Source organism: Flavobacterium hydatis (assembly GCF_000737695.1).
Classification (GTDB): Bacteria; Bacteroidota; Bacteroidia; order Flavobacteriales; family Flavobacteriaceae; genus Flavobacterium; species Flavobacterium hydatis.
In genome coordinates this window covers 111,331-123,813 of sequence record NZ_JPRM01000001.1, presented here as the reverse complement: position 1 = coordinate 123,813, position 12,483 = coordinate 111,331, and the positions used below count along the sequence as shown (strand labels likewise).

Genomic DNA, 12,483 nt, shown 5'->3' with positions numbered 1-12,483 from the left:
TTACTGGATATCTTTTAACATTAATTGGATTGAAACGTTGCCATTCCATTCGTTTTCTGAGATGCAATATGCGGCTTGAAACTCTTTTTGATTAGTTGCTAAGTCTAGTTTTTTACCTAAACCAAATCCTATTGCCGAAATTCCTTCGGAGTTGTTTTGCTTCACAAAAAGTTTAAGATGATCTTCATCTGCTCCCATTGCTTTTGCGTAACCTGTGTCTTTTACGTTTTTTGTCATAAAAACAGGAGTCATATTAAGAGGACCAAAAGGTTCGAACTGTTTTAAAATCCGAATTAGTTTTGGGGTGATATCCGTAAAGTTAATTTCGGCATCGACCTCAATTTCGGGAGTTAGCATTTCGGGTAGAATAGTTTTTTCTACTTGTCTTTCAAAAGCTTCTTTAAAAGCAGGATAATTTTCTTCTTTTAGAGTCATTCCGGCAGCATACATATGTCCTCCAAATTGTTCTAAATGAGAGGAACAAGCATCTAGAGCATTATATACATCAAAACCTTTTACAGAACGGGCAGAAGCGGCATATTTATCACCACTTTTTGTAAAAACAAGCGTAGGGCGATAATAGGTTTCTATTAATCTAGAAGCCACAATACCGATTACGCCTTTGTGCCAGTCTTCCTGAAAAACAACTGTAGAGAAACGATCTTGTTCCTGATTTTTTTCTATTTGCTGAAAAGCTTCTTTGGTAATTTGTTTGTCCAGATCCTTACGATCGGCATTATATTTTTCTATTTCTGATGCAAATTGTTGTGCTTGCTCAAAATCAAATTCAGTTAATAATTCTACAGCGTGATTACCGTGCTTAATACGACCAGCCGCATTAATTCTTGGGGCTACGATAAAAACAACATCGGTAATGTCGAGTACTTTTTTCTTTACTTGGTGAACCAAAGCCTTAATTCCGGGTCTTGGATTACTATTAATAACTTGTAAACCATAATAAGCCAAAACTCTGTTTTCGCCTGTCATTGGTACAATATCCGCAGCAATTGCAGTTGCAACCAAGTCTAAGTAAGGAAATAAATCGTCAATAGTTTCATTACGATTTGTACCTAAAGCCTGAATTAATTTAAAACCTACGCCACAACCACATAACTCGTCATAAGGATAAAAACAATCTTCTCTTTTTGGATCTAAAACGGCAACAGCATCGGGAAGAAATTCTCCCGGACGGTGGTGATCACAAATAATAAAATCGATGTTTCGTTCTTTTGCGTAAGCGATATGATCAATAGATTTTATACCGCAATCGAGCGCAATAATCAGCGAGAATCCGTTATCGTCGGCAAAGTCAATTCCTTTAAAAGAAATTCCATAACCTTCGGCATAACGATCCGGAATATAGGTTGCTACATTCGGGTAATGCGATTTTAAGTAGGAAGAAACTAAAGAAACCGCTGTTGTACCATCGACATCATAATCGCCAAAAACAAGAATATTTTCCTGATTAGCAATTGCTTCCTCTATTCGGGAAACGGCTTTGTCCATGTCTTTCATCAAGTATGGATCATGAAGATGTTCTAACGACGGGCGAAAGAAATTCTTGGCATCGTCAAAAGTTTCGATGCCACGTTGGATTAAAAGTGTTGCTACAAAATCTTCTACATTTAAAACTTGAGCTAAATGTTTGATTTTATCTTCAGAAGGTTTTGGTTTTAATGTCCAACGCATTGTTAATTTTAGATTTTAGAGTGTAGATTTTAGATTCTAGATTTCTGAAATCAAAAATCATTAATCAAAAATCTTAAATTTTTTATCGGTTTTACCTTTGTCAAAGTTTAAACTTTGACAAAGGTTTTTGATCTAGAGTTGCTTCGGGAGAGATTGTTTGCGTGGTTTCGACTCCGCTCAACCTGACAAAAAGGAACGTCTATTTTTTATTTCAATTCCAATGCTTCACCTTCAAACTTAATTCCGTCCCAACCTAAGTTGATGAAATTTCTAATGTTTTGATGATTACTTCCGTTTGGATCTCCTAGAACTTCTTCGAAATAAAAAGCTCCAAAACATGCTAAAGTTTCTTCCTTAGAAAGGTTTTGTAATTTTGCGAAAGAAAATAATTTACAAGAACCTGAGTTTTCACCAGCAGCATTGTGTTGTGTTCCGTTCTGGAAAGCAGTTGGAGTAAACGTGTAATTTTCTTCGATTACAGCAATAGTTTCAGGGAAAGTTATTTCGGTTGGAGTTTGTTTTAGTTTTTCTAAAAAGGCTTGTATGCTCATGATATGTATTGTTTTTCTGCTTTGCAGTTTAAGGTTTTCATGCCACAGATTAAAATGATTAGAATGATTTTTTTGCCACGAATTACTCGAATTTACACTAATTAAATTCGTGATAATTCGTGACAAACTTTTTATTAATCTGTAATAATCATTTTAATCTGTGGCATAAATATTTTAATCTTCTTCGTCTTCTTTGTCGTCCTTAGAAAATTTACTTTTCTTAGGCTCTTTTATTATTGTTTTTCCGGCAACAACTACAACAATTTCTCCTCGTGGAGCTGTTTTTTCAAAATGAGCTAACACTTCTTTTGCCGTTCCACGAACGTTTTCTTCATGTAGTTTTGATAATTCTCGGCATACACAAACTTGTCTGTCTTCACCAAAATACTGAATAAATTCAGCTAAGGTTTTAACGAGTTTATGTGGAGAAACATATAAAATCATGGTTCGGGTTTCTTCCGCAAGAACTAAATAACGGGTTTGTCTCCCTTTTTTATCAGGCAAGAAACCTTCAAAAATAAATTTGTCGTTTGGTAATCCGCTATTTACAAGTGCAGGAACAAAAGCTGTTGCACCAGGTAAACATTCTACTTCGATTTTGTTTTCGACGCAAGCACGAGTAAGTAAAAAACCAGGATCGGAGATTGCAGGAGTTCCCGCATCCGAGATCAAGGCAATAGTCTCACCCGCTTTTAATCTTGCAATTAAGTTCTCGGTAGTTTTATGTTCGTTATGCATATGATGGCTGTGCATATGCGTGCCAATCTCAAAATGTTTTAAGAGTTTGCCACTTGTACGAGTATCTTCGGCTAAAATTAAATCTACTTCTTTAAGAATACGAATGGCTCGAAAAGTCATGTCTTCTAGATTGCCAATAGGCGTAGGAACGATATATAATTTAGACATAATTTTTTCTGAATTCTGTTTAATCAATTTTTAGTTAACACAAATTAAAATAGATTGCAAGTGCTTTAAAAAACACGCTAACAAATAATTCTATTTAACTCTTTGCGAAAGGAACGCGGATTATGCGGATTCGCTATCGCGAAAACACGGATTAAAGCGGATTTTATTTTTGATTGTTTTTAAATCAGTTTTAATCCGCGGCTTTACTTTTGTAAATCCGTATCATCCACGTCTCTTTATAGACAATTTAAGTTAGTAACTCTTTATTTCATCCGTTCGCTATCGCTCGGGTGTCAAAGTCCTAAAATATTATCTTAAAATCTGTGTTTTATTTTTATGAGAATTTTTTCTCGATAATAGCTACGAAACGTTCTGCATATTCGTCTTTTCCATCCCAGTTGTTGTAATCTGGTTTCACCATGTTTTCAAGAAACTCATTGGCTTCACCAAAACTATCAAACGTGATTAATTGGTTTAAAACACGATTGTAATCTTCTGGACTGTTCCCAAAAAGATGTTTTGTAAATGCAATACGGTCGTTTAGGTCAACATGAAATCCTTTTGAAAGTTTTTCGTTCAAAGAAACTGGTTTAGGTTCTTCTAGAACTGCTGTTGCAGCTACTTCTTTCTTTTTCTCTTTAAATTCTGGAGCAGGCGTAACAGGTGATACAGCTTCAAAACTATCTACTTTTACAAACGTAGCATTGCTATAATCGATACCCATTAAGTCTTCAAAAGAAATATGTACTACATCAGATTTTACTGGAGTTTCTTCTTTTTCTTCTTCTATTTCAGAAGTTAGCTCAAATGCTGGAGCAAAATCTAGAACTGGAGTTTCTACTACTTTCTCGATTTTTTCCTCTTCGGCTTTTATTGGTTCAGGAATTTCGGCAACAATTTCTTCTGTAATCTCTTCCGTTTTGGTTTCGATTACTTCTTTTAAAAATGGTTCCGGAATTTCTTCGTCAGCTTCTTCGATTTCCGCAACAACTTCTTCTTCTATAATCTTTTCCGTTTTGGTTTCGATTACTTCTTTTAAGAAAGGTTCAGGGATCTCTTCGGTAGTTTCTTCAGTTTCTGCAGCAACTTCTTCTATTGCCTCTTCGGCTTTAGTTTCGATTACAGTTTCTTCTACAACTGGCTCAGGAACTTCTTCGATAGGAGTTTCCACAATTTCATTTACAATGATCTCTTCTTTTGCAGTTGGTTCTTCTATTACAACAGTTTTTTCTGGTTGTATAGTTTCTTCTTTTTCAAACGCAGTTTCTATGGTAGCATCTATTTGGCTACGACCAATAGTAGGTTTAGTATCTTCAAAATTCTCATCAATAAATTTTAAAACCGCCAATTTTTCATATAATTTCTGCGTTTCAAGATATAATTGATTGATATCGGACTTATTTTTAAGTTTTAAAATTCGATGTGCAATGCTGATTAAATCGGCTTCCAATTTTTTTTTCATAACGTTTGAAAATTATAATGTGTTAGGCATGTTTATTAATGAGTATTCTCCTTGATGAAATCGAAAAATGAAAGAAACATTGTGCAATATTTTTTTTATTTCTTTAAAATGCTGCTCCCGAATCTTTGATTTGATAAAAATTTTCTACTTTTGAAAAAACGTAAAAGTATCGAATTTTTATGTTGATTTATTACCAGTACAAAGTAATAAAAACTATTCATCTTTAAAGGTAGAAAAATACAAAATGTTTCTCGAAAATACAGTAAATCACAAAGAACAATTTGGATGGATTGAAGTTATTTGTGGGTCAATGTTTTCGGGTAAAACCGAAGAATTAATTCGCAGATTAAAACGAGCTCAATTCGCCAAGCAAAAGGTCGAAATTTTTAAACCAGCTATTGATACCCGCTATCATGACGAAATGGTTGTGTCGCATGATGCAAACGAAATTCGTTCAACACCAGTTCCTGCAGCAGCTAATATTGCTATTCTTGCACAAGGCTGTGATGTTATCGGGATTGATGAAGCTCAGTTTTTTGACGAAGAAATTATTACCGTTTGTAACGACCTTGCTAATCAGGGAATTCGTGTAATTGTTGCAGGATTGGATATGGATTTTAAAGGGAATCCGTTTGGTCCAATGCCGGGACTTATGGCAACAGCCGAGTACGTAACCAAAGTTCATGCAGTTTGCACAAGAACAGGAAATCTGGCAAATTATAGTTTCCGTAAGACTGATAATGATAAATTAGTTATGCTAGGTGAAACCGAAGAATATGAGCCTTTGAGCCGTGCCGCTTATTTTAATGCCATGAAAAAGAGTCAGGAAAAATAGAATTTAATTTCATTTAAGCTTTAATAAACAATGCAAGAAAAGAAAAGTAAAAAGCAACAGAATATTTTATTGTTAGTTGTAATTGGAATTGCGGTAGCTTTGGCTGTTTATTTTCAGTTTTATCTTTCTGAAAATGCTAGTGAAGTAAAGACTGAAGTAACAGAGTTAGTTGGGAAATATAATAAAAATTGTCCATTAACAATTCAGGAAGGAATACGTTTAGATAGTGTGAGCTTGCCTGAAAAAAGAGTTGTTCAGTATAATTTGACATTGATGAATGTAGCAAAAGAAACTGCAGAAATTAATGTAATACAAGAAGAAATCAAAAAAAGTCTGCTTAGTACTGCTAAAGCAAATTCGGGACTTCAGGTTTTTAGAGACAATGATTTTTCCCTTATTTATAGTTATTACGACAAAAAGAAAGAGTTTTTGTTTAAAATAAACATATTGCCAGATCAGTATAAATAACGAAATTAAAAATAAAAAAGAAAACCCGACAACTATTAATTGTCGGGTTTTCTTTTTTGTGTTTAACTTATAAAGAGTCTAAACGTATGTTTTCTTAATTCTTTAATGGTCAAAAATTACATTTTTTTTCTCATTCTTGCTACAGGAATATCAAGTTGCTCACGATATTTTGCAATAGTTCTTCGGGCTATAGGATATCCTTTTTCTTTTAGGATTTCGGCAAGTTGATCATCCGGAAGAGGTTTTCTTTTGTCTTCTTCTTCGATTGTATTTTGTAAAATCTTCTTGATTTCCAAAGTCGAAACATCTTCACCCTGATCATTCTTCATCGCTTCCGAGAAGAATTCCTTTATCAGTTTTGTTCCATAAGGAGTTTCTACATATTTGCTGTTTGCAACACGCGAAATGGTCGAAATATCCAACCCAACCATATCGGCGATATCTTTAAGAATCATCGGTTTTAGCTTGGTTTCGTCACCATCCAAGAAGTATTCTTCCTGATAATGCATAATTGCATTCATGGTTACAAATAGGGTTTCCTGACGCTGACGTATGGCATCTATAAACCATTTGGCCGAATCTAGTTTTTGCTTTATAAATTGTACTGCATCTTTTTGAGCGGTCGATTTATCTCTGGAATCCTTATACGTTTGCATCATTTCCTGATAATCTTTAGAAACATGCAGCGAAGGAGCATTTCTTCCGTTTAAGGTTAATTCAAGCTCGCCATCTACAATACGTATGGCAAAATCGGGAACTACATTCTCAGTAACTTTATTGTTTCCTGTAAATGCACCACCTGGTTTAGGATTTAATTTTTCTATTTCGTGAACAGCTTTTTTAAGTTGCTCATTCGAAACATTATATTTTTGTAGCAGTTTATCGTAGTGCTTTTTAGTAAAAGCATCAAATTGGTTTTCGATAATATCAATTGCCAGTTCTACGTATTCTGTTGGAGTTCGGTGTTTTAACTGCAATAACAAGCATTCCTGTAAATCACGTGCACCAACGCCCGAAGGTTCTAGTTCATGAATTACATTTAGCATTTTCTCGACCATTGCCTCATCGGTATAAATACCTTGCGTAAATGCCATATCGTCTACAATATCAGGAATACTTCTTCTTATGTATCCCATATCATCGATACTACCTACAAGAAATTCGGCAATTTCGCGTTCTTCATCATTTAAGATAAAGGTATTTAACTGATTAATTAAGTCTTGATGAAAACTAACAGGCGAAGCAAAAGGAGTTTCTCTTTCTTCGTCATCGCTATAGTTATTCACTTGAGTTTTATAATCTGGAGTATCGTCGTCGCTTAAGTATTCGTCAATATTTATATCGTCTGCTTCAATTCTGTCCGATTCAGCATCGTCATAATCGTCGTAGTCTTCATTGGCAAATTCATCCGCTTCATATTCCTCTTCTTTTCCTGCTTCAAGAGCCGGATTTTCGTTCATTTCTTCTAATAAACGTTGCTCAAAAGCTTGCGTAGGCAATTGAATTAACTTCATCAGCTGAATTTGCTGAGGAGATAATTTTTGGGATAATTTTAAATTTAAAAATTGCTTTAGCATTTATAATGTTTAATCGTTTATTTGTTTAATTGTCAATTCGGTATTCGTGAAAATCGGTTAACCGAATGAACGATTAACCGATTAAACTTTTTTTAGAATTCAGCATTTCCAGGAGTTCTCGGGAAAGGAATTACGTCTCTAATATTTGTCATTCCTGTTACAAAAAGAACAAGTCTTTCAAACCCAAGTCCGAAACCTGCGTGAGTTGCAGATCCAAATCTTCTGGTGTCTAAATACCAAGATAATTCTTCTTCGTCAATCTCTAAAGCTTTCATTTTTTCGATCAAAACGTCGTAACGTTCTTCTCTTTCAGATCCACCAACGATTTCTCCAATTCCAGGGAAAAGGATATCCATTGCACGAACCGTTTCTCTTCCTGGCTCCGTGTTATCGTTTAAACGCATGTAAAACGCTTTAATATTTGCTGGGTAATCAAACAAAATTACCGGACATTTAAAGTGTTTTTCAACCAAGTAACGCTCGTGTTCTGATTGTAAATCAGCTCCCCATTCGTTAATGATATATTGGAATTTTTTCTTTTTATTAGGAGTAGAATCTCTCAAGATGTCAATAGCTTCAGTATAAGAAACACGTTTAAAGTTGTTCTCTAATACAAAGTTCAATTTCTCTAATAGAGCCATTTCGCTTCTTTCTGCTTGAGGTTTAGATTTTTCTTCGTCAAGAAGTCTTCCTTCCAAGAATTTTAAATCATCCTGACAGTTGTCTAAAGCATATTTAATTACGTACTGAATAAAATCTTCAGCCAAATCCATGTTGTCATCAAGGTTGTTGAAAGCAACTTCTGGCTCAATCATCCAGAATTCAGCAAGGTGACGAGAAGTATTAGAGTTTTCTGCTCTAAAAGTTGGTCCAAAAGTATAAATCTGACCCAAAGCCATCGCATACGTTTCACCTTCTAATTGTCCCGAAACCGTTAAGTTCGTTTCTTTTTCGAAGAAATCTTCTTTATAGTTTACTTTTCCGTCTTCAGTTCTTGGTGTGTTGTCAAAAGGTAAAGCCGTAACTTTAAACATTTCTCCAGCACCTTCAGCATCAGAACCAGTGATAATTGGCGTATTTACATACACAAATCCTTTTTGTTGAAAGTAGTTGTGAACCGCAAATGATAATACCGAACGGACACGCATAATAGCACCAAACATATTGGTACGTACACGTAAATGTGCATTCTCACGTAAGAAATCCAAACTAGGTTTGTTTTTTGGTTGTATCGGGAATTTTTCTGCATCAGAATCTCCTAAAATCTCCAATTTGTTTACCTGAATTTCATATTTCTGACCAGCACCTTTACTTTCAATCAAAGTTCCTATTACAGAAACTGCAGCACCAGTAGTGATTCTTTTTAAAGTTTCATCAGGTGTATTTTCAAAATCAACAACACATTGTATATTATTAATGGTAGAACCGTCATTAAGCGCAATGAACTGATTATTTCTAAAAGTTCTTACCCATCCTTTTGCATTAACCTCCTGAAGCGTCGTAGTACTGTTTAATAAGTCTTTAACTTTTGTGTGTCTCATTTTAATTTTAGAATTGATATTAAAAATTGTCTTTCAATCGAAATGCAAATATAATCGAAATGTTTGTAATTGCCATATTGAGATGTTAAGTAAGGAGCTATTTCCTACTATCCGCTATATCTTTATGTTTTTAAAGAAAAAACATAAAGGATGCCGCTACTATTAGGGCTAGAATTGGGAATAAATTAGATAATGTGTCTAATTAGATAATTAGGCAATTAGAAAATGTATAAATCCTACAAGGTTTTAGAAACTTTGCGGGATTATAAAAACAAACCCCGATAGAAATTTAATTCTGTCGGGGGGGTAATTTCATTCACATATTATCAAATACTTATTGAGCCATAAAGCCTAACCAAGTCAGTAATATTATTAACATTGTAAAAAAACCTATAATTAGAATAATAACAAATGCTATTTTTTTCAAAAATAAAAAAATAGGGCTTTTTGGTCTTATACCCGCTACAGCTCCAGTATTACCATTAACGTAAAAGATATTTTTCTGACCATTATAGTCATATGTAGCAACGTAAAGAGGTAACAAGATATGTTTGAATTTTATATCGTTGTATTGACTCTGGATAGACTTAATTGTTATATTACTACCTATTCCAAATTGAGAACTAATTTTACTTCTAATCGCTTCGTCAACAGCTCTTTTACCTACGTAAAACCCTTGTTTTAAGCCTAGTTTGTATTTCTCAACAATATAATCACTTAAGTATTGGTCGTTGGTATTAACGAGATTCTTTGTGATCCAAGGGCCTACTTTTGCTAATAAATTAGCATCAACAGTTCCAGAAGCAGGAACTACGACATCATCAAAAAAGAGCGATAGATTGCCCGACGTAGATTGAAGATAAGTATTGTTGCCATTTACTTGTTTTTTCTCTAGCGCATAATTTGTATTGGTTTGCACGTCAAATGTCCAATGAGGAACATAAACTGCAGATAAATCTATAAAAGAAGGTTGTATTTTTTTTGTAAACCAAGTGTTTTTTGCCCAATTATACCCCAATTGGGCTGCCTTTTGTTTATCTATTTTAAAAGGTAATAAATATTGAGGTTTAATGGCGCGATCTTCCTTTGTACTAGCATCTATTAATGGAGTGCTGCAATACGGACAATCAGAAGATTTTGAATTTATGTTTATTGTCGAAGCTGCACCACAACTTTTGCATTGTAATGTTTCTTCTACAACTGAATTTTCAGACTCTAATTTTTCAAGATAAGCTACAAAATCATTTTCCTTGATGATAGTTTGTTCTTGCGGAATGATGTTTTTGGTATTACAATATTCGCACATCAAAGTTGTTGTACCAGGCTTATATTTTAATCCAGCTCCACAATTAGAGCAGTCGAAAGCTTTTAATGTTTCGTTTTTAATTTCGGCGTTTTCCATTTTATAGATTAGATGTTAGGTAGAGGAGGAGGCATTTGGGTAAATAAATTTTGTAACCCAGGAACACTCGACGCTTTTTGCCATCCCGTCATTCCTTGATTCCATACCAAAGTATCTGCTACGAGTTGTCCTTTTTCTATTAAAAGCGAAAGTTGACTTTCGTCAAAAGGTCCTGCTTGTGCATTATTAATAGCAACAAAATAAGTCACTCCTGTTGTTGGTAAAGGTGGAGGAGCTTGAGGAGGAACCTGGTGACTTGAAAAAGAGGAGAAAGATGTTGTTTGAAACGGCTCTTCAAAAGCTTGCATCATTTGTCTTGCCATATTCATACCTGTTCCAAAACTAAAGGCAGTTCCTGCTATTCCAGACGGATTTTCGGCAGCTTTTTCAATAGACTGAGCTGTTTTATATTGTGTGAACTTTTTCATGTCAATCTTGTTAAGACGACTTAATTCAAAAATCTCTTTTTTAATTTCCTCTGGCATAGAGGTATTTTCTAGTAAGAATTTGCTAAGCTCAATTCCGTAGGCTGCAAAATCATCTTTCATGATAGCAAAGATGGTAGCCGAAAGTTCGTTAGTATTGCCTACGTAAGATTCTATAGGTAAGTTGGCTTCGCCTATGGCATCGGTAAAACGAGATACTATAATGCTTTTTAATTGCTCGTTAATCTCTTCGGTAGTAAAATGCCCGTCAGTACCAACAATTTCTTTTATGAATTTTTGAGCATCGACAATTTTAAATGTATACGTTCCAAAAGCTCTAATTTCGAGCATTCCGAAACGATCATCATTTAAAATTAGAGGATTTTTAGTTCCCCATTTTTGATCGATAAAATTTCGGGTGTTTATAAAGTAAACTTCAGCTTTAAACGGACTATTAAAATCGTATTTCCAACCTTTTAAAGTAGATAGAATAGGTAAGTTTTGCGTGTTTAAGTTGTAAGTTCCTGCATTGAAAATATCGGCAATCTTACCTTCATTCATAAAGATGGCTTGCTGGCCTTCTCTAACAATAAGTTTACTATTGTTTTTTATTTCATTCTGAAATCTTTCAAATCTGTAAACAAGAGTGTTATTACTATTGTCTATAAATTCGATGATATCTAGAAACTCATTTTTTAACCTATCAAATATTCCCATTTTAAATCTAATTAATTTAGAAATCAAATGTAAGAATAATTTGTTTTCTTTTAAAATGGGTTAATTAGATAATGTGCCAATTAGATAATGTGAAAAAGACCTTGCAGGATTAAAAACCGAAATCATATAAATAAAAAAATCCGTTTTGTAAAAAACGGATTTTTTTATAGAACCTTAGAACCTCAGTTTAATTTCTTCTTCCTCCCATATAAATAGAGATATAATATAATAAAGTAGCAATCGAACCAATAGCGGCTACTACATATGTTCTTGCAGCCCATTTTAAAGCATCTTTTGCACCAGCTTGTTCTTGTTGTGTAAGCATTCTTTTGTTCTCAAGCCAAGCAAGAGCACGATTACTAGCATCATATTCTACAGGCAAAGTCACAATCGAAAATATTGTTGTTGCTGCAAAAATGATAATCCCAATTAGTAATAATTGCGGAAAGCTACGAAGCATAAGGATACCTGCAAGCAAAATCCATTGCATATAAGTCGAAGCAACACTCACGATCGGTACCAATTTAGAACGCATTGTTAACCACTCGTAACCTACAGCATGTTGTACCGCATGTCCGCATTCGTGTGCAGCAACAGCTGCCGCAGCGGCATTACGCTGGTTGTAAACGGCCTCACTTAAATTTACTGTTTTATCTACTGGATTATAGTGGTCTGTTAGCTGACCAGGAGTCGAAATTACTCTAACATCACGAATACCGTTATCGGCAAGCATTTTTTCGGCAATCTCTGCACCGCTCATTCCGTTTTGCAATTGCAATTTCGAATATTGTTCGAATTTACTCTTTAGTCTTGAACTAACTAACCAGCTAAATAACATAATCGCTCCAGCAAGAATTAAATAACTCATTCCCATATCTTTTGTTTTTTAGTTTATTATTTAAAGTTACTA

Annotated in this window: 11 protein-coding genes; 2 read left to right on the top strand and 9 right to left on the bottom strand. The window is 34.3% G+C overall.

Translation table 11 applies throughout. The features are described 5' to 3' along the window. The 4 genes from recJ to IW20_RS00530 form a co-directional block, all read right to left on the bottom strand. Positions 1 to 1,689, bottom strand: a complete 1,689-nt coding sequence (gene recJ / locus IW20_RS00545) for a single-stranded-DNA-specific exonuclease RecJ (protein WP_035617435.1) — start codon at positions 1,687 to 1,689, stop codon at positions 1 to 3. Positions 1,690 to 1,895: 206 nt separating this feature from the next. Beyond that, positions 1,896 to 2,240, bottom strand: coding sequence for a HopJ type III effector protein (locus IW20_RS00540; protein ID WP_035617433.1), 345 nt, complete (start codon positions 2,238 to 2,240; stop codon positions 1,896 to 1,898). A gap of 174 nt (positions 2,241 to 2,414) precedes the next feature. Further along, positions 2,415 to 3,146, bottom strand: coding sequence for a 16S rRNA (cytidine(1402)-2'-O)-methyltransferase (gene rsmI, locus IW20_RS00535; RefSeq protein ID WP_035617777.1), 732 nt, complete (start codon positions 3,144 to 3,146; stop codon positions 2,415 to 2,417). A gap of 334 nt (positions 3,147 to 3,480) precedes the next feature. Then, complete coding sequence (locus tag IW20_RS00530) at positions 3,481 to 4,608, bottom strand: hypothetical protein (RefSeq protein ID WP_035617430.1); 1,128 nt, start codon at positions 4,606 to 4,608, stop codon at positions 3,481 to 3,483. 244 nt (positions 4,609 to 4,852) lie between these two features. Between IW20_RS00530 and IW20_RS00525 the strand changes: the two genes are divergently transcribed. Together IW20_RS00525 and IW20_RS00520 are read left to right on the top strand one after the other, a co-directional pair. Next, on the top strand, positions 4,853 to 5,443 hold the full coding sequence (locus IW20_RS00525) for a thymidine kinase (protein WP_035617428.1): 591 nt from the start codon (positions 4,853 to 4,855) through the stop codon (positions 5,441 to 5,443). 30 nt (positions 5,444 to 5,473) lie between these two features. Beyond that, complete coding sequence (locus tag IW20_RS00520; protein ID WP_035617427.1) at positions 5,474 to 5,911, top strand: hypothetical protein; 438 nt, start codon at positions 5,474 to 5,476, stop codon at positions 5,909 to 5,911. A 116-nt stretch (positions 5,912 to 6,027) separates the two neighbouring features. Here the strand turns inward: IW20_RS00520 and rpoN are convergent, their stop codons facing one another. The 5 genes from rpoN to IW20_RS00495 all read right to left on the bottom strand — a co-directional run bounded on the left by rpoN (position 6,028) and on the right by IW20_RS00495 (position 12,447). After that, positions 6,028 to 7,488, bottom strand: coding sequence for an RNA polymerase factor sigma-54 (gene rpoN / locus IW20_RS00515; protein ID WP_035617426.1), 1,461 nt, complete (start codon positions 7,486 to 7,488; stop codon positions 6,028 to 6,030). A 92-nt stretch (positions 7,489 to 7,580) separates the two neighbouring features. Further along, complete coding sequence (gene asnS, locus IW20_RS00510; protein ID WP_035617424.1) at positions 7,581 to 9,029, bottom strand: asparagine--tRNA ligase; 1,449 nt, start codon at positions 9,027 to 9,029, stop codon at positions 7,581 to 7,583. 334 nt (positions 9,030 to 9,363) lie between these two features. Continuing rightward, positions 9,364 to 10,431 (bottom strand): zinc finger domain-containing protein, encoded by a 1,068-nt coding sequence (locus IW20_RS00505; RefSeq protein WP_035617421.1) that lies wholly within the window; start codon positions 10,429 to 10,431, stop codon positions 9,364 to 9,366. 8 nt (positions 10,432 to 10,439) lie between these two features. Continuing rightward, positions 10,440 to 11,573: an SPFH domain-containing protein gene (locus tag IW20_RS00500; RefSeq protein WP_035617419.1), complete on the bottom strand. Its 1,134-nt coding sequence runs from the start codon at positions 11,571 to 11,573 to the stop codon at positions 10,440 to 10,442. 187 nt (positions 11,574 to 11,760) lie between these two features. After that, positions 11,761 to 12,447, bottom strand: coding sequence for a zinc metallopeptidase (locus IW20_RS00495; protein ID WP_089052118.1), 687 nt, complete (start codon positions 12,445 to 12,447; stop codon positions 11,761 to 11,763). Positions 12,448 to 12,483 lie beyond the last annotated feature (36 nt).

Excerpts from the sequence above, each read along its gene's own strand:
- recJ (WP_035617435.1), bottom strand. The coding sequence starts at position 1,689 with ATGCGTTGGACATTAAAACCAAAACCTTCTGAAGATAAAATCAAACAT.
- IW20_RS00540 (WP_035617433.1), bottom strand. The coding sequence starts at position 2,240 with ATGAGCATACAAGCCTTTTTAGAAAAACTAAAACAAACTCCAACCGAA.
- rsmI (WP_035617777.1), bottom strand. The coding sequence starts at position 3,146 with ATGTCTAAATTATATATCGTTCCTACGCCTATTGGCAATCTAGAAGAC.
- IW20_RS00530 (WP_035617430.1), bottom strand. The coding sequence starts at position 4,608 with ATGAAAAAAAAATTGGAAGCCGATTTAATCAGCATTGCACATCGAATT.
- IW20_RS00525 (WP_035617428.1), top strand. The coding sequence starts at position 4,853 with ATGTTTCTCGAAAATACAGTAAATCACAAAGAACAATTTGGATGGATT.
- IW20_RS00520 (WP_035617427.1), top strand. The coding sequence starts at position 5,474 with ATGCAAGAAAAGAAAAGTAAAAAGCAACAGAATATTTTATTGTTAGTT.
- rpoN (WP_035617426.1), bottom strand. The coding sequence starts at position 7,488 with ATGCTAAAGCAATTTTTAAATTTAAAATTATCCCAAAAATTATCTCCT.
- asnS (WP_035617424.1), bottom strand. The coding sequence starts at position 9,029 with ATGAGACACACAAAAGTTAAAGACTTATTAAACAGTACTACGACGCTT.
- IW20_RS00505 (WP_035617421.1), bottom strand. The coding sequence starts at position 10,431 with ATGGAAAACGCCGAAATTAAAAACGAAACATTAAAAGCTTTCGACTGC.
- IW20_RS00500 (WP_035617419.1), bottom strand. The coding sequence starts at position 11,573 with ATGGGAATATTTGATAGGTTAAAAAATGAGTTTCTAGATATCATCGAA.
- IW20_RS00495 (WP_089052118.1), bottom strand. The coding sequence starts at position 12,447 with ATGGGAATGAGTTATTTAATTCTTGCTGGAGCGATTATGTTATTTAGC.